16 protein-coding genes and 1 pseudogene are annotated in these 23,396 nt (G+C 71.9%); 10 read left to right on the forward strand and 7 right to left on the reverse strand.

The window, feature by feature from the left end; translation table 11 throughout:
- Positions 1-11: 11 nt before the first annotated feature.
- The gene (locus ACFYP5_RS15395) at positions 12-1,415 is read left to right on the forward strand and encodes a hypothetical protein (protein WP_389035457.1); all 1,404 of its coding nucleotides are present in this window, start codon (positions 12-14) and stop codon (positions 1,413-1,415) included.
- Positions 1,416-1,476: 61 nt separating this feature from the next.
- Positions 1,477-2,328: a GNAT family N-acetyltransferase gene (locus ACFYP5_RS15400; protein WP_389035460.1), complete on the forward strand. Its 852-nt coding sequence runs from the start codon at positions 1,477-1,479 to the stop codon at positions 2,326-2,328.
- Here ACFYP5_RS15400 and ACFYP5_RS15405 read toward each other — a convergent pair.
- The 3 genes and pseudogenes from ACFYP5_RS15405 to ACFYP5_RS15415 all read right to left on the reverse strand — a co-directional run bounded on the left by ACFYP5_RS15405 (position 2,286) and on the right by ACFYP5_RS15415 (position 5,419).
- A pseudogene (locus ACFYP5_RS15405) lies at positions 2,286-2,755 on the reverse strand (hypothetical protein). The gene ACFYP5_RS15400 and the pseudogene ACFYP5_RS15405 sit on opposite strands and share 43 nt — an antisense overlap.
- A 27-nt stretch (positions 2,756-2,782) precedes the next feature.
- Entirely contained in the window at positions 2,783-4,495 is a 1,713-nt protein-coding gene (locus tag ACFYP5_RS15410; RefSeq protein ID WP_389036157.1) for a SpoIIE family protein phosphatase, read from the reverse strand.
- A 192-nt stretch (positions 4,496-4,687) separates the two neighbouring features.
- Positions 4,688-5,419, reverse strand: a complete 732-nt coding sequence (locus tag ACFYP5_RS15415) for a serine aminopeptidase domain-containing protein (protein ID WP_389035463.1) — start codon at positions 5,417-5,419, stop codon at positions 4,688-4,690.
- A 97-nt stretch (positions 5,420-5,516) separates the two neighbouring features.
- Between ACFYP5_RS15415 and ACFYP5_RS15420 the strand changes: the two genes are divergently transcribed.
- The 3 genes from ACFYP5_RS15420 to ACFYP5_RS15430 all read left to right on the forward strand — a co-directional run bounded on the left by ACFYP5_RS15420 (position 5,517) and on the right by ACFYP5_RS15430 (position 8,014).
- On the forward strand, positions 5,517-6,068 hold the full coding sequence (locus ACFYP5_RS15420; RefSeq protein WP_389035465.1) for a peroxiredoxin: 552 nt from the start codon (positions 5,517-5,519) through the stop codon (positions 6,066-6,068).
- Positions 6,069-6,302: 234 nt separating this feature from the next.
- A complete protein-coding gene (locus ACFYP5_RS15425; protein ID WP_030931425.1) occupies positions 6,303-6,773 on the forward strand; it encodes a cation:proton antiporter regulatory subunit in 471 nt (156 codons plus the stop codon).
- A 2-nt stretch (positions 6,774-6,775) separates the two neighbouring features.
- On the forward strand, positions 6,776-8,014 hold the full coding sequence (locus tag ACFYP5_RS15430; RefSeq protein WP_389035469.1) for a cation:proton antiporter: 1,239 nt from the start codon (positions 6,776-6,778) through the stop codon (positions 8,012-8,014).
- 7 nt (positions 8,015-8,021) lie between these two features.
- On the opposite strand, the gene ACFYP5_RS15435 is transcribed toward ACFYP5_RS15430, so the two are convergent.
- Complete coding sequence (locus ACFYP5_RS15435) at positions 8,022-8,954, reverse strand: M56 family metallopeptidase (protein WP_389035472.1); 933 nt, start codon at positions 8,952-8,954, stop codon at positions 8,022-8,024.
- 3 nt (positions 8,955-8,957) lie between these two features.
- A complete protein-coding gene (locus ACFYP5_RS15440; RefSeq protein WP_389035474.1) occupies positions 8,958-9,416 on the reverse strand; it encodes a BlaI/MecI/CopY family transcriptional regulator in 459 nt (152 codons plus the stop codon).
- Between the two features lie 160 nt (positions 9,417-9,576).
- On the opposite strand from ACFYP5_RS15440, the gene ACFYP5_RS15445 reads away from it, so the two are divergent.
- Complete coding sequence (locus ACFYP5_RS15445; RefSeq protein ID WP_030931413.1) at positions 9,577-10,032, forward strand: tellurite resistance TerB family protein; 456 nt, start codon at positions 9,577-9,579, stop codon at positions 10,030-10,032.
- A gap of 226 nt (positions 10,033-10,258) precedes the next feature.
- Here ACFYP5_RS15445 and ACFYP5_RS15450 read toward each other — a convergent pair whose 3' ends face one another.
- Both ACFYP5_RS15450 and ACFYP5_RS15455 read right to left on the reverse strand, forming a co-directional pair.
- Complete coding sequence (locus tag ACFYP5_RS15450) at positions 10,259-11,818, reverse strand: MFS transporter (protein WP_389035477.1); 1,560 nt, start codon at positions 11,816-11,818, stop codon at positions 10,259-10,261.
- A 163-nt stretch (positions 11,819-11,981) separates the two neighbouring features.
- Entirely contained in the window at positions 11,982-13,052 is a 1,071-nt protein-coding gene (locus ACFYP5_RS15455) for a PucR family transcriptional regulator (RefSeq protein ID WP_389035479.1), read from the reverse strand.
- 298 nt (positions 13,053-13,350) lie between these two features.
- Between ACFYP5_RS15455 and ACFYP5_RS15460 the strand changes: the two genes are divergently transcribed.
- From ACFYP5_RS15460 to ACFYP5_RS15475, 4 genes are all read left to right on the forward strand, one after another.
- Positions 13,351-14,013 carry a hypothetical protein gene (locus ACFYP5_RS15460; protein ID WP_389035482.1) on the forward strand — a complete coding sequence of 221 codons (663 nt, stop codon included), beginning with the start codon at positions 13,351-13,353 and terminating at the stop codon, positions 14,011-14,013.
- Between the two features lie 121 nt (positions 14,014-14,134).
- Positions 14,135-16,249 carry a flotillin family protein gene (locus ACFYP5_RS15465; RefSeq protein ID WP_389035485.1) on the forward strand — a complete coding sequence of 705 codons (2,115 nt, stop codon included), beginning with the start codon at positions 14,135-14,137 and terminating at the stop codon, positions 16,247-16,249.
- Between the two features lie 216 nt (positions 16,250-16,465).
- On the forward strand, positions 16,466-21,358 hold the full coding sequence (locus ACFYP5_RS15470; protein ID WP_389035487.1) for a DNA repair ATPase: 4,893 nt from the start codon (positions 16,466-16,468) through the stop codon (positions 21,356-21,358).
- A gap of 25 nt (positions 21,359-21,383) precedes the next feature.
- Positions 21,384-23,375 carry an NAD-binding protein gene (locus ACFYP5_RS15475; protein WP_389035489.1) on the forward strand — a complete coding sequence of 664 codons (1,992 nt, stop codon included), beginning with the start codon at positions 21,384-21,386 and terminating at the stop codon, positions 23,373-23,375.
- Positions 23,376-23,396: the final 21 nt, after the last annotated feature.

The following is a 23,396-nucleotide window of genomic DNA, read 5'->3' on the forward strand; positions in this document are numbered from 1 at the left end:
AGCGTGCCTGCGTGAAGACCGAGGAACGCACCACCGGCCACCACCCCCCGCAGCAGCGCACCACCGGCCGCCGCGGCGATCTGATCGCCGCCGCCGCGGGTGTCCTGCTCGTCACCGCGGCCGTCCTGATCGGGCGCGCGATCCAGGACGCCCACGGAACCCTGGTCGCCCACTGGCCGCCCCTGCTGGCGTCCTGGTACCCGCACACCGGCCCCGGCACCCCGGCCGCCGTCGTCGTCGCCGCGGCCGTCGTCGCGTACGGGCCGGGCCTCGCCTACCGGCTGCCCTGGCGGGGCCTGCTCGCCACCGCGTGGGCCGCCTCCCTGGCCTGGATCCTCTCGCTGGCGATGATCGACGGCTGGGGCCGGGGCATCGCCGACCGGCTCACCACGAAGCACGAGTATCTCCAGGTCATCGACCGATTCGGCGACATCGGCGCGGCCCTGCACGGCTTCACCGGACACATCCTGATCGGCCGTCCGGACAACTGGCCCGCACATGTCGCCGGTCATCCGCCGGGCGCCACGCTCACCTTCGTCCTGCTCGACCGGATCGGACTCGGCGGCGGCGGATGGGCCGGTGTCTGGTGCGTCGTGCTCGGCGGCTCCGCGGTGGTCGCGGCGCTGATCGCGGTGCGCGCCCTGGCCGGCGAACGCCTGGCCCGGGGTGCCACGCCGTTCCTCGTCCTCGCGCCGATGGCGGTCTGGACGGGGGCCTCGGCGGACGGCTACTTCGCCGCGGTCGCCGCATGGTCGGTCGCGCTCCTCGCCCTGGCGGCGACGCGCAGGTCCCACAGCCGCCGCCCGGCTGCTGCGGCCGCCGCCCTCGGTTCCGGTCTGCTCTATGGCCTGACCTGCTACCTCTCGTACGGTCTGACGCTCATCGCGCTCCTGCTCCTCACCGTTCTCCTCCTGACCCGCACGGCCCGCCCCGTGCCCCTCTTCCTTCTCGGGGCGCTCGTCGTCCCCGTCGCGTTCACCCTGGTGGGCTTCAACTGGTGGGAGGGGTACCGGCTGCTGGTCGAGCGGTACTACCAGGGGGCAGGCGGGATCCGTCCGTACTCCTACTGGGTCTGGGCGAACCTCGCGGCCACCACGGTCTCCGCCGGTCTCGCCACGGTCGCCGGCCTCCGCCGGGCCGCGGCCGGCGCCCCGGGTTCCGTACGTGCCCTGCGCACCGGCACCACCTCCTCCCGACAGCGGCTGATCCTTCTCACCCTGGCCGCGCTCCTCGCTCTCCTCGTCGCGGATCTGTCCGGGATGAGCAAGGCGGAGACGGAACGCATCTGGCAGCCGTTCGTCCTCTGGCTCCTGCCCGCCTCCGCGCTGCTTCCCCCGGACACCCGACGCGGCTGGTTGATCGCGCAGGCCGTCGTCGCCCTGCTGGTCAACCACCTGCTGTGGACGGGGTGGTAACGGAGTGCCACGTGGCCGAACAGGGTCCTTGAACCGATCGCGCACCGGGTACAGGTGACCCGTGCCGACATTCGAGATCACCACAGCAAGCGCCGACGACATCGAGATGCTGGGAGAGTGGGCCCACGCCGAGGGGTGGAACCCGGGCCGGACCGACGGCCACGCCTTCTTCGCCACCGACCCGCGCGGCTTCCTCATCGGCCGCCTCGACGGTGCGCCCGTGTCCTCCGTCTCCGTCGTCCGGTACGGCTCCGGCTTCGGGTTCCTGGGCTTCTATCTCACCCGCCCGGAACTTCGCGGCCAGGGTTACGGCATCCAGGTCTGGCGCGCCGGAATGGACCGGCTCGCCGGGCGCAACGTCGGGCTCGACGGCGTCGTCGCCCAGCAGGCCAATTACCGGAAGTCTGGATTCCGCTCTGCCTGGACGAACATGCGGTGGGCCGGCCGGCCGGCCGCGGACATCGGCGTACCGCCCGGCCTCACGCTCGTCGACGCCCGCTCGCTCCCCTTCGACCGGCTGGCCGTCTACGACCGGCGCTTCTTCCCCGCCGAGCGCGACAGCTTCCTCGCCCCATGGATCGCCGCACCCGGGCGCACCGCCCTCGCCGCCGTCGGTGACGACGGTGAGTTGCGGGGGTTCGCCGTGATGCGCCCCTGCCGTACGTCGTCGCGCATCGGCCCCCTCCACGCTTCGTCGCCCGAAGTGGCCGCCGCACTGATGAGCGCACTGTCGGCCACCGCACCGGACACCGGGATCGCCGTCGACGTACCCGACATCAACCCGGCGGCGGTCACGCTCGCCGAACAGCTGGGCCTCGCTCCGTCGTTCGAGACGGCCCGCATGTACACGGGCCCGATGCCGGACGTCGATCACACCGGGCTGTTCGGCATCACCAGCCTGGAGCTCGGCTGACCGCGGGGCCAAGGGCTGTCCCGTGATCGGGACGACCCTTGGCGCCGGAGCTTCTCCAGCACCCGGTCGCGGAGCAGTTCGTACTCCTCACGCAGCCGTACGATCTGCGTCGGCCGGGTATCACCGTGCCGCCCGAGACGATCTCCTCCGGCCCGAACTGCTCCCGCGTGAGGTCGATCTCCACACCCATGCCCAGCCGGTTCCACCAGTGGAAGTCCGTGCGCTCGCCGTGGACCCGGACCTCCCCGCGGATCAGCTCGCCGCCCAGCAGGTCGTTGAGCACCATGGCGGTGACCCCGCACTGGTCGCGGCCCGGATTGTCGGCCGTCCGGTGCGGCCGGTGGTCAGGTGTGGCCGTGTCGGCGCCCCAACCGGCGCGGACGACGGCTTCGATGTCGGCGAGAAGCAGCGGCTTCGAGGACTCCATGACACCGATCCTCGCAGCGACCACTGACTAGAGAACGTCCCGCTCCGGGGCCGGGAGCCGGGACCGTGAAGCCAGCACCGCGATGTCGTCCTCCGCTCCCGGACCGAACTTCTCCAGCACCTCGTCCAGCAGATCGTCGAGACTCCCGCCGGCCGGCAGGGAGAGCTCCGTGAGCCGGCACACCGATACGTCGATGTCCTCGCCCCGCCGCTCCACCAGACCGTCGGTGTACATGAACAGCACGGTCCCCGGAGCGCACTCCACCGACGTCGTCGTATACCCGCCCAGCCCGGTGCCGAGCGGCGGTCCCGCAACCACGTCGCCCAGCCGGGTCCCCCCGGCGCCCGGGTCGATGAACACCGGCGGGGGATGCCCCGCGCTCGACACCTCGCACACCCTGCTGTACCGGTCGACGACCACCAGCAGGCAGGTCGCCGCCCGGTCCGGACCCGACCGCTCCACCATCCGGTCGAGCCGTTCCAGAATGCGGTGCGGCGGCAGCAGTTCGTCGGCGAGCAGCCGCAGCAGGGACCGGTAGTGGCTCATCGCGACCGCCGCCTCCACCCCGTGCCCCATCACATCGCCCATCGCCTTGAGATGGCGCCCGTCCGGGAGCGGGATGACGTCGAACCAGTCGCCGCCGACCATCACGCCGCGGGCCGGCAGATAGCGGGTTGCCACCTCGATGTGCGGGTGCGGCAGGCGAGGTTCGGACAGCAGGGAACGCTGCAGCTCCAGGGCGATGGTGTGCTCGTGGGCGTAACGCCGGGCGTGGTCCAGATCGACGGCGGCCCGCCCGGCGAGTTCCCGGGCGACCACCACGTCCTCGTCCGAGAACACCGGCGAGTCCCCCGCCCGGACCAGGCCGAGGACGCCGAGCGCCCCGTCGCGCACCGAGAGCGGCACGACGACGGTCGAATGCATGCCGAGAGCGCGATAGCCGGCGACCCGTTGGGGGTTGGCGGCGGACCAGCTGAGCCGTACGTCGTCGCTGAGGTTCTCGACGACGGGCTGATCGGCCGCCAGGCACCGCTGCACGGCGGAGTCCTCCTGGTAGTCGATGTACTCGCCGGTCAGCCCGAACTCCTCCACACCGTCCCGCAGTCCCGCGGTCGCCGAGATCGCCGCCCGGCGCAGCCGCAGCATCCCGGGGGGCGCGGGGCGTACCGGACGTGCCACGTCCGGCGGGAGGACCTCGACCGTCGCAAGGTCCGCCAGCGCCGGTACGACGAGGTCGACGAGTTCCGCGCAGGTGGTGTCCATGTCGAGCGTGGTGCCGACGCGGTCGACCGCGGTGTCGAGAAGGGTCAGATTCCGCTTGGCCTGTTCCAGCTCCCGCCGCTCCTCGTCCGAGGCCTTCACCTCCAGCACGATCCCCGCGACGCCCACCACCTGCCCGCCCACCTCCAGCCGGTGGTACACGCCGTGCCAGTACCGCCGGGCCGTACCGGACGCCGCGGGCGTGTATCCGCTGGAGGTGATCTCGCGGGGCTTCCCGTCGGCGAGGACCGCCCGCATCATGTCCTCCCGGGCATCGATGTGGGGCAGGACCTCGGAGACGGTACGGCCGAGGTGTTCCGCTGCCGGGATGCCGTTGAGCCGTTCGAGGGCCGGGTTGACGTACAGGAAGCGCAGCTCGGTGTCGAGGACGCCCACCCCGGCCGTGGTCCCGTCGATCAGCGTCGCCAGGGCCGCGAGGTCGAACGGCGGCCGGCTCTCGGCGTACGCATCGGCCTGCACGAGCACCTCCAGGATCGGGGCGCGGGCCGCCCGCCGGCCCGGCCTTTCATGGTCGGCCGCCACGCCTCACCCCGCATCCGCACGGATCCGCGGATCGGTGCACGGCCGATCACCTTCCGGATCACCGCGAGTCTCCGCACAGCCGCGTTCCCCGTCGCCGGCCTGATGAAGGCCGACCGGCCACGCGGTGCGTCACGGGCGGCGCACGGCCGTGCCGTCGCCCCTGGAGCGCAGCCGGTCGTAGTCCAGCGTGCCGTCCGACGCCGGTGCGTCCAGCGGCAGCCGGAGGGCGGCGTCGACGGCCGCCGGGAGCACGGACAGTCCCAGCAGGCCCCTCACCAGGCCGGTCGTCATCGTGTGCCACACCCGGGCCCGGCGGAGCATCGCGTGATCGCTGGCCCGGATCGTCACCAGACAGGAGCGGGCACCCGCCCTGCGGGCCCGGGTGGCGAGGGACTGGGAGGCCTGGGGGCTCGTCACACGGTCACGGTTTCCGTGCAGCAGAACGACGTCCCGGTCAGCGAGTTGGGTGACCGGATCACCTGGCGGACACCACGGCGCCAGGCCGACCACTCCTCGCACCAGGGGATGCCCGGCCGCGCGCAGGGCGGCCCGGGCACCCATCGAGTGCCCGACGAGCACGACCGGGACCTCGCCGAACTCGCGCCGCACCCCGTCCAGCGCACGTACGGCATCGTGCAGGGCATCCTCCCGGGACCCGTTCCACCCCCGGTGTCCGTACCGGACCTCCTGTACCGCCACCTCCACCGGTTCGTGCCGGGTCCCACGGACCACGCCCTGCGCGAACGGCCGCATGCGCAGGGCCGGAAGGTTCAACGGCCCGGGCGGGGGCGGCCCCAGACCCGTCTCGCGCCCGCCGTGCAGAAGGAGTACCACCGCCGACGGTGGTCGCCGATCCGCCATGCGTACCTCCTGGTCGCGGAAGCCACCACCGTACCGAGCATGCTGTACCCAGACATCGCCGAACGCCGTACACCCGTCGCACACAAGGGGACCCGCCATGGGATCGTCACCACAAGTCGGCCAGCCCGTCCAGGACTTCACACTGCCGGGCGGAACGCTCACCGGAGACACGTTCGAACGCAGCGACTACACACTGTCGGCCGCCCGCGGCCGTACCGTCGTGCTCGCCTTCTACCCCGGCGACAACACGACCGTCTGCACCAAGCAGCTCTGCTCGTACTCCTCCGGCATGGAGACCTTCACCGGTCTCGACGCGGAGGTCTGGGGAATCAGTCCACAGGGTGTGGACAGCCATGAGTCGTTCGCCCGCACATACGGTCTGCGGATGCCGCTGCTCGCGGACACCGGGCGCGAGATCGCGCGGGCGTACGGGATCACGGCGCCCGGGATCGGGGTGCGACGGGCCGTGTTCCTGATCGGGCCGGACGGAGTGCTGCGGTGGAAGCATGTCGCGGTCCTCGGGGCCACCTTCCAGTCCCTGGACACGCTCGCCGAGCACATCGCCGGCATCAGGAGCCCGACGGGCGGATCCGCTTCAACCGCTCCCGAGCAGCCGGCCGACGACGGCAGGACCGGGACCACCGGCTGACGGCTTCACCCACTCCACGTGCCCGGCGGTGAGCAGGAGACCGCCGGGCACGGCTGTGCCCGGGCCCCGGCCGCCCCCCTGCGGCCGCGCGCCGATCGGCGCGTCGCGAGAAGGCGCTGCGGGCGGTCCGTGACACGTCCCCCACAAGCGGCGGAAGTCTCCGGTTAAGGTAATGAGACGTTAAAGAGATCACCAAGTGCGTCGCTGTGCCGTCGTGCGCCTCGGGAGGAAGCCATGGGAACCCACCGGACCACGCTGCCCGGAGTCGGTGTGCAGTACGACTACACCACCGAGTCGGGACAACACATTTCGGTCGTCGTCCACCACGACGGGCGGCGGTTCATCGGCTTCTACGAGCGCGACGATCCCGATTCGTGCCAGCTCTCCGTGCCGCTGACTCCACAGGAGGCCACCGCACTCGCGCATCTCATCGACGCCGCGCCCATCGACGCCGTACGGACCGAGGGAATCGATCTCGTCACCGAGCACATACCGCTCGGCTCGCGCTCCCCTTACGGGGGGCGGCTGCTCGGGGACACCCGGGCGCGCACGCGGACCGGGGCGTCGATCGTGGCCGTGCTGCGGACGCACAGTGCGCACCCGTCGCCGGGGCCGGACTTCCGGCTGGCCATCGGGGACACGCTTGTCGTCGTCGGTACACGTGAGGGCGTCGACGCGCTCTCCGAGATCATTGCGGAGGGCTGACCGTGCACGACACGACCGCACTGCTGGTGGAGCTCGGCTCCGTCATTCTGGGGCTCGGGATCATCGGGCGGTTCGCCGGGCGGATAGGCCTCTCGCCGATTCCGCTCTATCTGCTGGCCGGCCTGGCGTTCGGGGACGGGGGGCTGCTGCCCCTCGGGGCCAGTGAGGAGTTCACCGCCGTCGGCGCCGAGATCGGCGTCATTCTGCTGCTGCTCCTGCTGGGACTGGAGTACAGCGCGTCCGAGCTGGTGACCAGCCTGAAGACGCAATATCCGTCCGGGGCCGTCGACTTCGTACTCAATGCGACGCCCGGCGCGGTGGCTGCGCTGCTGCTCGGGTGGGGGCCCGTCGGCGCCGTCGCGCTGGCCGGGGTCACCTGGATCTCGTCGTCCGGCGTCATCGCGAAGGTGCTCACCGACCTGGGACGGCTGGGAAACCGGGAGACGCCCGTCATTCTCGGGGTTCTCGTCATCGAGGACCTGTCGATGGCCGTCTACCTGCCACTGCTCACCGCGATGCTCGCCGGCGTCGGCCTGGCCGGCGGCAGCATCGCGCTGCTGGTCGCGCTCGGCACCGTCGGGTTCGTGCTGTATCTGGCGCTGCGGCACGGCCGGCTCATCAGCCGGGCCGTGTCCTCCGACAATTCGGAGATGCTGCTCCTCGTCGTCCTCGGGCTGACCGTCCTGGTGGCCGGGGTCGCCCAGCAGCTGCAGGTCTCCGCGGCGGTCGGGGCGTTCCTCGTCGGGATTGCGCTCTCGGGAGAGGTGGCGGAGGGCGCCCGCAAGCTGCTGACACCGCTGCGCGATCTGTTCGCCGCCGTCTTCTTCGTGTTCTTCGGGCTCTCCACCGATCCGGCTCAGATCCCTCCCGTACTGCTGCCGGCGCTGCTGCTGGCCGTCGTCACCGTCTTCACCAAGATCGGCACCGGGTGGTACGCGGCCCGGCGCGCCGGGATCGGGTCGCCCGGGCGGTGGCGGGCCGGTGGCACGCTGGTGGCGCGCGGTGAGTTCTCCATCGTCATCGCCGGTCTGGCGGTGGCGACCGAGCCCCGGATCGGGCCCATCGCCACCGCGTACGTCCTGATCCTGGTCATCGTCGGTCCGCTCACTGCCCGCTGGACCCAGCCCGTCGTGGCCCGGATCCGGAAGCGACGGCACCGTGGGGGCGGTGTGTCCGGGGGCGGTGTGCCGGTCACTCACGAGGAGCTTCCGGTCGCGGAGCCGGCCTCGGCCGTCGACTGAGCGGTCGTCAGAGCGGGGTGGCCGCGTGCAGGATCCGCACCAGGGCCACCGTCGCGTTCAGCGACGACAGCGCCGACACCGTGGTCCCGGCGGTGGCCACCAGTCCCGCGAAGGCGACGTGGGTGGACGACGGCGGCCAGAGCCGGGTCGGCGGGACGGGGTCCAGGAGTGCGGCGACCCGGCGCGGTATCGGGCCGACCGCCGCGAGCGCGGGCAGGGCGTCCGTTGACCGGTGGGCGAAGAGCGCCGCCTTGCCGACCGCGCCCGCCACCGCCCGCCGGTCGCCCGTCGCCTGCGCCGCCGCCTCGTCCGCCCATCGTTCCGTGCTGTACGCGACCGCCGTACGCAGCGGCAGCAGGAACGGGTTGGCCCGCGCGGCGAGCTGGGTGGCGAGCAGGTAGCGGTGGTGGCGGGCGGTCAGATGGGCCCGCTCATGGGCGACGAGCGCCCGGCGTTCACGCGCGGTCAGGCACTCCATCATCGCCGTCGACACCACCACCCGGCCGGGGGAACCGGGGAGTGCATACGCGTACGGCTCCGGGTCCGGCAGCACGGTGACCGCGGACGGCTGCTCCGGGAGGGACCGCAGGGCCCGTGCGGCGCGGACGCGTTGGCGTATGTGGTGGTGGACCGCCGACCCGCATGCCACGACCACCGCCGCCAGCACCCCGATCGCGACGATGCCCGCCTTCTCCTCGTACGGCACCGCCGCGCGCACCTCGGGGTCCGACCAGCCGTCCGGCAGCGGGTTGCCGGGGAGCTGGGCCGTGCCCACCACCATCAGCAGCGCCAGGCACACCGTGCTGCACAGGGCGAGCGTCGTGCCGACCGCCGCCAGCAGGCGGGTGGCGCTGCGCGGGTGCAGATGCTGTTCGGCCAGGCGCGCGATCGGCAGCGCGGTCAGCGGCAGCACGAGGGGCAGGTAGACGAAGACGCCCATCGGTCAGTCCTCGTCCTTCTCCGTCGTCTGCGCCAGCAGCGCGCGCAGGCGTTCCTCGTCGCCCGGGGACAACGCCGAGACGAACCGGGCGAGTACGGCTTCGCGGTCCCGTTCGCCGTCCAGGACCCGGCGCATCCGCAGCGCGGCGAGACCGGCCTCGTCGGAGGCGGACGTCCAGGTGTAGGAGCGGCCCTGGCGGGAGCGGGTCACGCACTTCTTCTCGTACAGACGGGACAGGATCGTGATGACGGTGGTGTACGCGAGGCCGCCGTCGAGGTGTTCCTGCACCCAGCCCGCCGTCGCGGGGCCGTTCGCCGAGCGCAGTACGGCGAGGACCTGGGCCTCCAGTTCGCCCTGCCCGCGCTTGCGGGGGCGCCGGCCGTCGGAAAGCGAGCCCGCCGGGGGCACGTTGTCGTGGGGCGGTTCGTTGTGCGGGTGGTGGCTGGCCCCGGCCGTGTCCATCGTGGTGACCGCCCTTCGTGCGATACCGCGTCCTCCACGGCGTCGCAGCATCGTACTGAAGGCCGGTTCCCGGACACAGTGGGCGATCATCCTGCTAACTTCTACACGTCTGTAGAGTTGGATCTCGTTCCGGCAACGCAACGCAACGTATGGAGACGTCATGGCACTGTGGGATCGGATCAAGGAATCCGCGACGACGATGCAGTCGCAGCTCGAGGCGAAGAAGAACGACCTGAAGAGCGGTGCGTTCCGGGACGCGAGCATGGCCATGTGCGCCCTGGTCGCCGCCGCCGACGGTTCCATCGATCCGTCCGAGCGCCAGCGCGTCGCCTCACTGATCGCCTCCAACGAGGTGCTGCAGAACTTCCCGGCGGACGACCTGCAGCGGCGCTTCAACGAGTACGTCAACAAGCTCACCGCCGACTTCGCCTTCGGCAAGGTCAGCGTGCTCCAGGAGATCGGCAAGGCGAAGAAGAAGCCGGCCGAGGCGCGCGCCGTCATCCAGATCGGCATCGTCATCGGCGGCGCCGACGGCGACTTCGACAAGTCCGAGCAGGCCGTCGTGCGGGAGGCGTGCTTCGCGCTCGACCTTCCGCCCCACGAGTTCGACCTCTAGACACCTTCGTCGGGCATCCTCTCCGGGTCGGCCGAACAGCCCTCCGTACCGCCGGGATCACACCGTGGTCCGACTGACCATCGGACCGTGCCCGGCCCGGCCGGGGACTCGCGACTCCCCCGAGCGAGTTCCCGGCCGACCTCCGCCCGCACCGCGCCCGGCGTCGATGTCACCCTCGGCGAAGCCTCGCTCGCCGAGGCCGCCGACGGTTCGGTACGTCCGGCCGTCAGGCGCGGACGGGCGCCGCGTCCTCGACCACCCGCGGGCGGGGCGCGCCCCTGCGGTACAGGACCAGGGTGACCAGCAGCCCGAGAGCGAAGTAGCCCGCCGACCACCAGTACGCGGTGGAGTAGCTGTGCAGCTGGGCCTGGGCGATGTTGGCGGGGGTCGGCGGGCGTCCGACGAGGTAGCTCGTGGCGGCGTCGGTGGCGAGCGTGTTCAGCAGCGCCGTACCGATGGAACCGCCCACCTGCTGGCTGGTGCTGACCATTGCCGAGGCCACACCCGCGTCGCGGACCGCCACCCCGTACGTGGCCAGATTCATCACGGTCGCGAAGACCATACCGAGGCCCAGACCGAGGAAGAGCAGGTTGGGCAGCACATGGGTGACGTAGCCGCTGGTCAGGTCCAGGCCGGTCATCCACACCATGGCGGCCGCGGCGATGCCCATGCCGAGCGGCACGATCGGTTTCGCGCCGAACCGCGGCACCAGCACATTGGTCGTCGTCATCGACGTCGCGATCATCAGGGCGACCATCGGGATGAACGCGAGACCGGTGGCGACCGGCGAGTAGAGCAGAGTTCTCTGCAGGTAGTACGTGAGGAACAGGAACACGCCGAACATGCCGCCGCCGGCGATGAACATCGCCAGATACGACGCCCCTCGGTTCCGGTTCAGCACCACCCGCAACGGCAGCAACGGATGCGCGGCCCGCGTCAGCCACCAGGCGAACGCCGCCACGAGCACACCGCCCGCCGCGAGGAACCCCCAGGTGTGCGGTGAACTCCACTGGTGGGACTCCGCGTTCGAGAAGCCGAACACGATGCAGAAGAGGCCCGAGGAGACCAGGACCGTGCCCGGGACATCGAGCTTCGGACGGTGGGCGGGGGCGCCGGCGGTCAGCAGCCGGGCGCCGCCGACGAAGGCGACCAGGGCGAACAGCAGGTTGACGTACAGGCACCAGCGCCAGTTCAGGTACTCGGTGAGCACCCCGCCGAGCAGCAGCCCCACCGCGCCGCCCGTGCCCGCGATGGCACCGTAGATCCCGAACGCCTTCGCCCGCTCGTTCGGGACGTCGAACGTCGTGGTGAGGAGAGAGAGCGCGGCCGGCGCCAGCAGCGCGGCGAACATGCCCTGGAGGGCGCGGGCGACGACCAGGACCTCGAAGCCCGGGGCGGCTCCGCCGATCGCCGACACCACCGCGAAGCCGACCAGGCCGGTCAGGAACACGATCTTGCGGCCCACCAGGTCGGCTATCCGGCCGCCGAGCAGCAGCAGCGAGCCGAAGGCCAGGGCGTACGCCGTCACGATCCACTGGCGGTTGCCGTCGGAGAAGCCGAGGTCCTGCTGGGCGGAGGGCAGGGCGATGTTCACGATGGTGGCGTCCAGGACCACCATCAGCTGCGCCAGACCGATCACCCCGAGCACCGACCACCGATGTGCCTGTCCACGCTCACGCCCGGCCGCCGCGGGGTGAGCGGGCGACGGGGTCGCGGTCCTTCGCACGCCACCCGCGGAGCGTTCCCCCTCGAACGGCTCTCGCGCATGACGTGCATGACGGGCCATGGTCCTGGGTCTCCCTCGGTGCGCACCCCGAAATCCCCCGCACCTCACGCTAAGCGCGGGTCAGGATCCCCGCATGCGGTGAGCAGCGCCCGGGTCCGGGCCTGCCGGGATCCGGCAGCACGGCGGGCGGAACCGGGATCCGGCAGCGGGGCGGACCCACCGGTCAGAGCGCCTTGGCGGGCCAGTCCAGCAGCCGGGCGCCGATCACCGCCGTCTGCAGCGTGTACCGGTGCACCGGGTCCGACGGGTCCGAACCGGTCAGCTGATGGACCCGCTCCAGCCGGTACGTGAGCGCCCGCACGCTCAGCGCCAGCCGCCGGGCCGTCTCGGCGGCGACACAGCCCGCGTCGAAGTACGCGGAGAGCGTCTTCAGCAGTGGTTCGGCGCCGCCACGGGCCTGCTGGAGCGGGCCCAGCTGGTTGCGCACCAGATCGGCCATCGCCTGCCGGTCCCGGGTCAGCACCGGGTAGACCAGCAGGTCGGCGGCGTACAGCACCGGATCGTCAAGGCTCATCCGGTCCGCCAGGTCGAGTGCGACGAGCGCCTCGTCGTACGACTGGACGACACCGCCCGGGCCCCGGTGCGGGCGGCCGACCGCGACCCGGCCGCCGTCCGTCGCCGCATGCGCCTGCTTGGCGAAGTAGCGCAGGACGTCCGGCTGGGAGCCCGGCGCTATACAGACCAGACGCCCGTCCTTCGTCGTCAGCAGGAACTCCCGGCCGTCGAAGCGGGTCAGCAGCGCCGACTCCACCTGCCGCGGCACGGTGTCCGTCTCGGTGTACGCCTGGGGGCCCGTCGCCACCGCGACCGCGTGAGCACGTGACAGCCGCATCCCGAACCTGGTGGCCCGCTCGGCGAGCCGGCCCAGGTCGCTGCGCCCGTACAGAAGGTCGTCGATGAACTCGCGGCGCGCCGCCTCCTCCCGCCGTACGGTGAGCCGCTGGGCCCGCTCGAACCCCTCGGCGAACGCGTCGACGGACTGCTCGACCGCGGCCAGTACGCAGTCGGTGGACGCCGGGCCGGTGGCGTCGGCGCCCGGCCAGCCGGTACGGGTCGCCGCCAGGTGGAGACCGACCAGGGCGCGCAGCTGGAATCCGGCCTCGGCAGCCTTCCGGCCCAGGACCCGGCGGCTCTCCAGCTCTTCGCGGGTCAGCCGGCGGCCGGTCGCGGCGACCTCGCCCAGGATGCGGGCGTAGTCCCCCAGATACTCGTCGGGGATCTCCGGCTCCGGCACGACCTACCTCCAGTCTTGACGCGTCACTGACACTTGCTCAACGCATCCGGGCAGGTGCTGGTGCCCGGCATCAAGGACGCACAAAGATTGCCGGACTCCGGCAATGCGGAGCGGCGGCATCGGCTGTCACTATCAGGCCCAGCACCACCGGGGGAAACACGGGGGAGCACGGGGGATACGGGGACGGGGGAAGACCCGGCTGCTGCGGCGCCGCTTGTCGGCGACGTCGCGGCACCGGGGTCACCGCCGGACGGCGCATCCGCCGCACCCCCCGCTCACACGCAGGGGGAGTGGACCGATGCAGGAGTTCCTGGACGCGGCGCTCTCGTTCCCGACCGCCCTCTTCGGCGCGGCCCTGGCCGTCGTCATCTGCTTCTGGCTGCTGGTCCTGGCCGGTGCGGCCGACCACCACTCCTTCGACGCCGACCTCGACCCCGACCTGGCCGGGATCGGCGGTGTGCCGGTCGCCGTCTCGGTGTCCGTGATGATCGTCGTCGCCTGGTTCGCCGGCCTGACCGGCACCGTCCTGCTGCACCGCAGTTCGGTCAACGGCACCCCGCGTGCCGCGCTCGCCTGTGCCGTGCTCGCCGGGGCACTGCTGATCTCCTGGGCCGTGGTCCGACTGCTCGTCGGCCTCTACCGGCGCCGCTTCCCGTCCGAACCCCCGCCGTCCCGTCAGGACTTCCTCGGCCGGGTCTGCACCATCCGCACCGGCTCCGTCAGCACCGACTTCGGCCAGGCCGAGGTCGCGGCGGCCGACGGGTCCACCGCGATCGTGCAGGTCAGGCAGTTGCGGCAGACAGACGAAGCGGTGTTCACGGCGGGCAGTGCGGGGCTTCTCTACGCGTACGACGACGAGGGCGAGTTCTTCTGGGTCTCGCCCTACGACGTGACACTCGACCCGGGACCACCGACGCCACCGCGGCAGCTGCCGCGCACCCGCCCCCGCCGCACCGGCTGAGCCGCCCGGCCCGCCACCGCCGTACGCCGCGATCCGGCGCACGCAAGGCTGCCCGCCGCCGCTCCGGCGCTCCGTCTCCTCCCACCTTCCTCGCCTTCCTCACCAGCCGCCAAGGACTGTCATGGATGCCATCTCCCTGGGCTTCGGTGTGCTCATCGCCGTGGTCCTGCTCATCGCGATCGCTCTGCTCCTCGTCGTCAGCCGGCTCTTCCGCAAGGTCGAACAGGGCAAGGCCCTGATCATCTCCAAGACCAAGAAGGTCGACGTGACCTTCACCGGCGCCGTCGTCCTGCCGGTGCTGCACAAGGCCGAGTACATGGACATCTCGGTGAAGACGATCGAGATCCGGCGCACTGGCCGCGAGGGCCTCATCTGCCAGGACAACATCCGCGCCGACATCCACATCAACTTCTTCGTACGGGTCAACAAGACCGTCGAGGACGTCATCAAGGTCGCCCAGGCCATCGGCACCGAGCGGGCCAGCGACAAGACCGCCATCCAGGAGTTCTTCGCCGCGAAATTCGCCGAGGCCCTCAAGACGGTCGGCAAGCAGCTGGATTTCGTCGATCTGTACACCAAACGCGAAGAGTTCCGGGACCGCATCATCCGGGTGATCGGGACCGACCTGAACGGCTACCACCTCGACGACGCGGCGATCGACCACCTGGAACAGACGCCGATGGCGCAGCTCGACAATGCCAACATCCTCGACGCACAGGGCATCCGCAAGATCACCGAACTGACGACGATCGAGCACGTACGCACCAACGAGTTCCAGCGCACCGAGCAGAAGGAGATCACCCGGCAGAACGTCGATGCCCGCGAGACCATTCTGGAGCTGGAGCGCCGGCAGGCCGAGGCCGAGATCAAGCAGCGGCGCGAGGTCGAGACACTGCGGGCCCGCGAGGAGGCGGCCACCGCCCGGGTCCAGGAGGAGGAACGGCTGGGCGCGCAGGCGGCGTTCATCCGTACCGAGGAACAGCTCGGCATCCAGCGCGAGAACCAGGCGCGGGAGATCGCCGTCGCGCAGAAGAACCGTGAACGGGTCATCGCGGTCGAGAACGAGCGCATCGAGAAGGACCGGCTGATCGAGGTCATCGGGCGCGAACGGCAGACCGAGCTGAATCGGATCGCCGCGACGAAGGAGGTCGAGGCAGAGCGCCGCGAGGTCGCCGATGTGATCCGGGAGCGGATCGCCGTGGACCGTACGGTCGCCGAGCAGGAAGAGTCGATCAAGACGCTGCGGGCAGTCGAGGAGTCGGAGCGGACCCGCAAGTCGGTGATCATCGCCGCCGAGGCCGAGGCCCAGGAGAAGCTGGTCAAGGACATCAAGGCGGCGGAAGCGGCCGAGGTGGCGGCCACCCACCGGGCGGCGGAGCAGCTGACGCTCGCCGAGGCCGGGCTCAAGAGCGCGGATCTCGACGCCCGGGCCAAGCTGCGGCTCGCCGAAGGCGTCCAGGCGGAGTCCGCGGCGGCCGGCCTGGCCGAGGTGCAGGTGCGGGAGGCGGCGGCCGACGTCATCGAGAAGACCGGTCTGGCCGAGGCGGAGGCCACGTCCGCCCGGCTCAGGGCCGAGGCGGAGGGCGCACGGCTGAAGGCCCTGGCGACCGCCGAGGGCACCCAGGCGCAGGCCACCGCGGACGCGGCGATGATCGGCGAGAAGCTGAAGGCCGAGGCGGCCGGGCTCACGGAGAAGGCGGCGGCCATGGCCGCACTGGACGACGCGTCGCGCGGGCACGAGGAGTACCGGCTGCGGCTCGCCGCCGAGAAGGAGATCCGGCTGGCCGGACTCGATGTGCAGCGGCAGGTCGCGGAGGCGCAGGCGACGATCGTGGCCGCCGGCCTGGAGAACGCCGACATCGACATCGTCGGCGGGGAGTCGGTCTTCTTCGACCGGCTGGTCTCGTCGATCTCGCTCGGCAGGAGCGTGGACGGGTTCATGGAGAACTCGGACACCGCGAAGGCCCTCGCAGGGCCGTGGCTGAACGGGTCGTCGTCGTTCACGGAGGACCTGACCCGGGTGCTCGGGTCGGTGTCCACCGGCGATGTGCAGAACCTGACGGTGTCGGCGCTGCTGATGCGGATGATGGCGGCGCCGGACGTGGGAGCGGATGCCGGCCAGGTCCGGCAGTTGCTGGACTCGGCGCGGAAGCTCGGGCTGGCGGATGTGCGGGTCGGGGCGGCGGTGGAGGCGCACGACGGGGCGGCGGCACGCAACGGGGCGCCGGTGGCGTAGCGAGGCGGGGCGGGCCGGTCCGGCGGCCGGTCCGTCCTCGAACGCCCGACGGGCTCGGGTCGACCGGCCCGTGCCCGCCCACCACGCAGTTCAGGACCGACCGGGCCGCGGTTCCGTCCTCGATCACCGGACAGGCTCGACCTGCGGCGATCGAGGACGACGTGCGGCCGCCGGACGCGCGGTCCGCAACCCGCACCCGTAGGGAGCCCCGTACGCATGGAAACCGACCCCACCCGCACCGTGGACGCGGCCACCTACGACGTGCTGCGACGCCGCCTGGCCGCGCACGCCGCCGAACTCGCCCGCCGCGCCGAAACCCTCAACGCCCGCCGCACCGAGGCGTTCGGCTCGACGGAACTGCGGTTGCTGGCCACCGAGCAGATCCGGACGGAGCAGCCGTCGCTGCCGCGCGATCTGGTCGCCGTGGGCGGACAGTTGCTGTTCGGCTTCGAGCGCGGGCCGGGCGCGGGCGGCGAGGCCGCCGTCGCCGACGTACTCGCGCTGTACGGACCGGACCTGGCCGGGAGTGGCGACACGCTCCTCACCGACGAGGCGTTCGTACGCGAATTCACCGCCCTGCACCGCTACTACCGGGACGCCCGCCTGCTCCGCCTGCGCCGTGTCGACGGCCGGCTGCTCGCCGTGTTCCGTACCGGCGAGACCGCCGACGACATCCGTGTCCTGCGCTGGGCGCTCGCCCCGGACGGCTCCCCCGGACCGTTCCTCGACGCGCGCGGCGACCGCGACCACGTCTTCCCGGCGTCGCACGACTTCACCTGGACCCCGGCGGGACGCGAGTCGCACATCCCCGGCCGGCACCCGCACATCGCGATCGGGGACAGCGGCGCCCTCTTCGTCGACACGCTCGGCGGCACCCTGACCGTGAAGACGGCCGACGACACCGACACACCCGACGGCATCTACGAGGAGCCGGTCACCGAACCGCTTCAGTCCCTCGCCGACGCCGACGTCGAGTACGCCGAGGTCGGGCCGTTGATCCTGCTGCGCATCCGCCCGTACAACGAGGACTCCTGGCGCCACCTGGTCTTCAACAGCCTGCTGTCCACCGTGCAGCGCCTCGACGCCATCGGTCCGGCCTGCCACCGGCTCCCCGAGGACCAGGGGATCATCTTCCCCGGCGGCACCTATCTCACCACCGGCACCGCGAAGACCTTCGACCTCGCCGAGCCGCTCGCCGACCCGGTCTTCGAGGGGGCCGTCCGGTCCCCCAACGGCGAGGACGTCCTCTACCTCTTCCGTTCCCGGGACGGCGGCCGCGGCCTGCTTCTCCCCTACAACCTGATCCGTCAGGAAGTCGCCGCCCCGCTGCTCGGCCGCGGTCACGCCCTGCTCGACGACGGCACGCTCGTCCTCCTCAAGGACACGGCGACGTCCGAGCCCGCCCGTGTGCACGCGGTGCAGCGCTGGCGGACCCCGTACGTCTCCGACACCTACGCCGCCTCCCGCCCCGCCGGGACGGGTCCGCTCGCCCGGGTCGGCAACGCCGATCTGGTCCGTGGCATCTCCGACTGTCTCGCCCTCGCACACAGTGCCGCCGAGACTTCGCCGACCGCCGCCGTGTACCGACAGCTGGTCACCGACTGCACCCGCGCCGCCGACCGCTACCACTGGCTGTCCGACCCCGAACTCGGTTTTCTCGCCGACCCGTTGACCGATCTCCGGGACACCGCGGGGCAGGTCCTCACCGAGTTCGAGACGGTTCGGGAACTGACCCGGCAGGCCGCCGACGCGCTCGCGGAGTCGGCGGACCGGATCACCGCGCTCGTCCGCCGCATCCGCGGCGAAGCCCCGCGCTCGGCCGCGGCCTGGGTCTCTCAGCTCACCGAACTGCGCCGTGCGCACGGCCGCTTGGCGACGCTCGCCGAGATGCGGTACGCGGACACCGACCGGATCGCCGCACTCACCGCCACCACCGCCGACGACATCGGCTCGGCCGCTCAGCGCGCGGTCGCGTTCCTGAGCCGGGACGACGCGTTCACCGGCTACCACCGGGACATCGAGCAGCTCACCGCCGACGCGTCCGCGCTCACCACCGTCGCCGACGCCACCGCACTCGGCGACCGGCTGACGGAGATGACGGACGGGCTGGCGACGGTCACAGATGTCGTGGCCGGGCTGGAGATCGGCGACGGAGCCGTCCGTACGTCGATCCTGGAGCGGATCGCCGAGGTCCTCGGCGGTGTGAACCGGGCCCGCGCCACGCTCGACGCCCGCCGCCGGGAGCTCCTCGACCACGAGGGGCGGGCGGAGTTCGCCGCCGAGTTCGCCCTGCTCGGGCAGGCGGTCACCGGCGCGCTGGCCGCCGCGGACTCCCCCGACGCATGCGACGAACAACTGGCCCGACTTCTCCTGCAGTTGGAGAACCTGGAGTCCAGGTTCGCCGAGTTCGACGACTTTCTCGCCCAGCTGTCCGAGCGGCGGACAGAGGTGTACGAGGCGTTCTCGGCCCGCAAGCAGACCTTGCAGGACGCCCGCGCGCGGCGCGCGGAACGGCTGGCCGAGTCGGCGGCCCGGGTGCTCGAAACGATCTCCCGGCGCCTGTCCGCCCTCCCCGACCTGGACGCGGTCCACACATATTTCGCCTCCGACCCGATGGTCGCCAAGGTCCGCCGCACGGCGGACGAGCTGCGTGGGCTCGGCGACCCGGTGCGGGCCGAGGAGCTCGACGGGCGGCTGAAGGCGGCCCGCCAGGAGGCGGGGCGGGCGCTGCGCGACCGCAGCGAGCTGTACGCGGACGACGGTGCGACGATCCGGCTCGGCCGGCACCGGTTCGCCGTGAACACCCAGCCGTTCGACCTGACGCTCGTGCCGTCCGGGGACGGACTCGCGTTCGCCGTCACCGGAACCGACTACCGGGCCACCGTCACCGACCCGGCGTTCGACTCGGCCCGCCCGTACCGCCGGCAGCAGCTGCCGTCGGAGTCCCCGTCGGTCTACCGCGCCGAACACCTCGCCGCCCGCCTCCTCGACGAGCACGGCACCGAAGCGCTGGCAGCCCGTGTCCCGGCCGACCTTGCCATGCTGGTACGGGAGTCGGCGGCTTCCGCGTACGACGAGGGATATCAGCGCGGTGTCCATGACGAGGACGCCACCACCATTCTGGCCGCCCTGCTGCGACTGCAGGCCGGGGCAGGTCTGCTGCGCGTCCCGCCGACGGTGCGCGCGGCGGCACAGCTCTTCTGGACATGGGAGGCGGACGACGCCCTGCGCACCTCCTGGACGCGCCGGGCCGTCTCCCTGGCCCGGGCCCGCGAGACGTTCGGCCCGGCGCCCGCGATCACCACGCTCCAGGAGGAGTGGGCGGCCAGGATCGGGGCGGATGACGCGCACACCGTCGCCGCATATCTCTTCGAGGAGCTGACCTCCGGCCCGGCCGGGTTCGTGACGAGCGCCGCCGTCCGCACCTTCCTGGACAAGTTCCGCCGCACTACCGGAACTTCGGCATACGACGAGGATCTGTTCGCCCTCCGCGACGACCTCCCCGCGCGCCGCCAGCTCGTCGAGGGCTGGCTGACCTCGTACGCCCGCGCGGGCGGCGCGGACATCACGGGCGGCGACCTCGCCGAGGCGGTCGCCGTGGAGCTCTGCCCGGAGCCGGGAACCGAGCGATACGAATGCGAGTCGCCGATCGTCGCGACCGTGGACGGCCTGCTCGGCACCCACCCCCGCATCGACGGGGGCCGCCTGACCGTGCGCCTGGACGAACTCCTCGCCCGTACGGCGGAGTTCCGCACGACCGCCGTCCCTGGCTTCCGCGCCTACCAGCGGCAGCGCACCGCCCTCGTCGCAGCCGAACGCGCCCGGCTTCGGCTCGACGACCACCGGCCGCGGGTGATGTCCACGTTCGTCCGCAACCAGCTCATCGACGAGGTCTACCTGCCACTGATCGGCGACAGCCTCGCCAAACAGCTCGGCACGGCCGATGCCGACCGGCGCACCGACTCACAGGGCCTCCTGCTGCTGGTCTCGCCACCCGGCTACGGCAAGACGACCCTCATGGAATACGTGGCCGACCGGCTCGGCCTGGTCCTCGTCAAGATCAGCGGCCCCTCGCTCGGCCGTGAGGTCACCTCCCTCGACCCGGCACAGGCACGCGGCGCGACCGCCCGGCGCGAGATCGAGAAGATCAACTTTGCGCTGGAGGCGGGCAACAACACACTCCTCCACCTCGACGACATCCAGCACACCTCGCCCGAACTGCTCCAGAAGTTCATTCCCCTCTGTGACGCCACCCGCCGCGTCGAGGGCGTACGGGACGGCGAGCCGCGCAGCTACGACCTGCGGGGCAAGCGGTTCGCGGTGTGTATGACGGGCAATCCGTACACCGAGTCCGGCGAGCGGTTCCGGATCCCGGACATGCTGGCCAACCGGGCCGACGTGTGGAACCTGGGCGAGGTGCTGAGCGGCCGCGAGGAGGTCTTCGCCCTCAGCTTCGTCGAGAACGCACTGACCGCCAACCCGGTGCTGGCACCCCTCGCCGGCCGCTCCCGGGAAGATCTCGCGCTGCTCGTGCGCCTGGCCTCCGGCGCGGGCCCTTCCCCGATGGCGCGCGCGGACCGTCTCGACCACCCGTACACACCCGCCGAACTGGACCGGATCGTCTCGGTCCTGCGTCACCTGCTGACCGCCCGCTCCACCGTTCTCGCGGTGAACGCCGCATACATCGCCTCGGCTGCACAGACCGACGCGACGCGCACCGAACCACCGTTCCGGCTGCAGGGCTCGTACCGCAACATGAACAAGATCGCCGAACGGATCGTGCCCGTGATGAACGAAGCGGAACTCGCAGCGGTCATCGACGACCACTACGCGGGCGAGGCCCAGACGCTCACCACCGCCGCCGAGTCCAACCTGCTGAAACTGGCGGCCCTGCGGGGAACGCTCACCGCCGGACAGACCGACAGGTGGGCGGCGATCACCGCCTCGTACGTGCGCACCCAGGCACTGGGCGGCCCGGACAGCGGTCCCATGACCCGGGCGGTCGCCGCCCTCGGTCTGCTGGCGGACCGGATCGCGGCAGTCGAGTCGGCGATCCGTCGATCCGGCGGCCAGATCACCGGGTCGAAGATCACCGACCGGTCCGAATGAGTCGAACACCGGAGGCGGGCAAGGCATGCTGGGTTCCGTGTCGACACTTCCCCAGCAGCCTCAACGCTCCCCGTTCAGCGGTCACATGGTCGTCTGCGGCGACGACGCACTCGCCCAGCGGCTGGCGGTGGAGCTGCGTTACGTCTACGGGGAGCGGGTGACGCTGCTGCTCCCGCCGGGGCGCGATCCGCGCCGCCCGGAGCTGCCGCTGACCCAACGCGGGCGCGCGGCCACACTGTTCGGCCGGATGTCGGCGGCGATGAACCGCAACCTGGGCAACGGCGGCGCCGTCGACGGCGGCTCCGGCAGCGACACCGGCGCCGGCGTGGAGGCGGTCCGCATCCTCGAGGCCGCGGAGCCGTCCGACGAGGCGCTCGAGGACGCGGGTGTCGACACGGCCGCCGCACTGGCTCTCGTCTACGACGACGACGAACGCAACATCCGCGCCGCACTCACCGCCCGCCGCCTCAACCCCCGTGTCCGGCTGGTCATCCGGCTCTACAACCGCAAGCTCGGCCAGTATCTGGAGACCCTCCTCGACCAGGCGGCCGCCGTCGCCGTGCCCGGACTCGACCCGACGGCACTGGACACGTCCACCACCGTCCTCTCCGACGCCGACACCGCCGCGCCCGCACTCGCCGCGACGGCGCTGACCGGCTCCAGCAAGGTCGTCCAGGCGGAGGGCCTGCTCCTGCGGGCCGTCGAACGCACTCCGCCCCGTCAGGGCGAGGTCGCCGACCCCGGCCTGTGCACACTCGCCCTGCTCTCCTCCACCACCCATGACCCGGCGGGCGCCGAGGGTTCCGACAGCAGCGGCGCCGAGGGCCCCCAACTTCTGCCCGACCAGCAGTCGGTGGCCGCCGCGACCGGCCGGGGCACAGTGGTCCTCGAAGCCATCCGGGAGGCCGCACCGGACGGGCCGGCCCCGCGGATGGGCGGCAGAAGCGCCCCCCTGAGCCAGATCTTCTCGCGCCGGCTGCGCCGGTCGGTACTGGGCGTCGCGGCGGCGGTGCTGGGCCTCACCGTCGCCTCCACGATCACGACGGGCGAACACCCGCTGCACGCGGTCTACTTGACGCTGCTCGATCTGTTCGCGATGGGCGACCCGGCGATCGAGGACTCGGCCGCCCGGCAGGTCATCCAGCTGCTCTCCGGCGTCGCCGGGCTGATGCTGCTGCCGCTGCTGGTGGCGGGAGTCCTCGAAGCCTTCGGTTCCCTGCGTACGGCATCGTCGCTGCGGCGGCCGCCGCGCGGGCTCTCCGGCCATGTGGTGCTGCTCGGACTCGGCAAGATCGGTACCAGGGTGCTGGTCCGGCTCCGCGAGCTCAACATTCCTGTGGTGTGCGTGGAGGACGACCCGGCCGCGCGCGGCATCCCCGTGGCCCGGCGGCTACAGGTACCGGTCGTCCTCGGGGACGTCACCCAGGAGGGCGTCCTGGAAGCGGCGAAGATCCAGCGCTCCCGCGCCCTGCTCGCCCTGACCAGCTCCGACACCACCAATCTGGAGGCCACCCTCTACGCCCGTTCGGTCAAACCGGACCTGCAGGTGGCCCTGCGCCTCTTCGACGACGAGTTCGCCACCGCCGTCTACCGCACCCTGCGCACCGCCCACCCGCAGGCCCTGACCCGCTCCCGGTCCGTCTCCCACCTGGCTGCCCCGTCCTTCGCCGTCGCGATGATGGGGCGGCAGATCCTGGGCGCGATCCCGGTCGAGCGGAAGGTGATGCTCTTCGCGGCGATCAAGGTGGCGGGCCACCCGCAGCTGGAGGGCCGGACGGTCGAGCAGGCATTCCGGGCGGGGGCCTGGCGGGTACTGGCGCTGGACGCCACGCCCCCGGAGGACCGGCACCCGGACCTGACAACGGCCGGTCCCGCGTCCTCGGACCGGCCGTCGGGCCTGATCTGGGATCTGCACCCCGGTTACGTACTCCGCGCCGAGGACCGCGTGGTGATCGCCGCGACCCGGCGCGGACTCGCGGAACTGCTGCGCAGGCGGAGCTCGTTGACGCACCGCTGAGGCTGCACCTGGCGGGACGGA

Origin of the sequence: Streptomyces sp. NPDC005262, from assembly GCF_042872425.1 — a bacterium.
In the GTDB taxonomy this organism is placed as follows: Bacteria; Actinomycetota; Actinomycetes; order Streptomycetales; family Streptomycetaceae; genus Streptomyces.

Excerpts from the sequence above, each read along its gene's own strand:
- ACFYP5_RS15465 (WP_389035485.1), top strand. The coding sequence starts at position 14,135 with ATGGATGCCATCTCCCTGGGCTTCGGTGTGCTCATCGCCGTGGTCCTG.
- ACFYP5_RS15475 (WP_389035489.1), top strand. The coding sequence starts at position 21,384 with ATGCTGGGTTCCGTGTCGACACTTCCCCAGCAGCCTCAACGCTCCCCG.
- ACFYP5_RS15445 (WP_030931413.1), top strand. The coding sequence starts at position 9,577 with ATGGCACTGTGGGATCGGATCAAGGAATCCGCGACGACGATGCAGTCG.
- ACFYP5_RS15425 (WP_030931425.1), top strand. The coding sequence starts at position 6,303 with ATGGGAACCCACCGGACCACGCTGCCCGGAGTCGGTGTGCAGTACGAC.
- ACFYP5_RS15470 (WP_389035487.1), top strand. The coding sequence starts at position 16,466 with ATGGAAACCGACCCCACCCGCACCGTGGACGCGGCCACCTACGACGTG.
- ACFYP5_RS15440 (WP_389035474.1), bottom strand. The coding sequence starts at position 9,416 with ATGGACACGGCCGGGGCCAGCCACCACCCGCACAACGAACCGCCCCAC.
- ACFYP5_RS15415 (WP_389035463.1), bottom strand. The coding sequence starts at position 5,419 with ATGGCGGATCGGCGACCACCGTCGGCGGTGGTACTCCTTCTGCACGGC.
- ACFYP5_RS15460 (WP_389035482.1), top strand. The coding sequence starts at position 13,351 with ATGCAGGAGTTCCTGGACGCGGCGCTCTCGTTCCCGACCGCCCTCTTC.
- ACFYP5_RS15435 (WP_389035472.1), bottom strand. The coding sequence starts at position 8,954 with ATGGGCGTCTTCGTCTACCTGCCCCTCGTGCTGCCGCTGACCGCGCTG.
- ACFYP5_RS15420 (WP_389035465.1), top strand. The coding sequence starts at position 5,517 with ATGGGATCGTCACCACAAGTCGGCCAGCCCGTCCAGGACTTCACACTG.
- ACFYP5_RS15450 (WP_389035477.1), bottom strand. The coding sequence starts at position 11,818 with ATGGCCCGTCATGCACGTCATGCGCGAGAGCCGTTCGAGGGGGAACGC.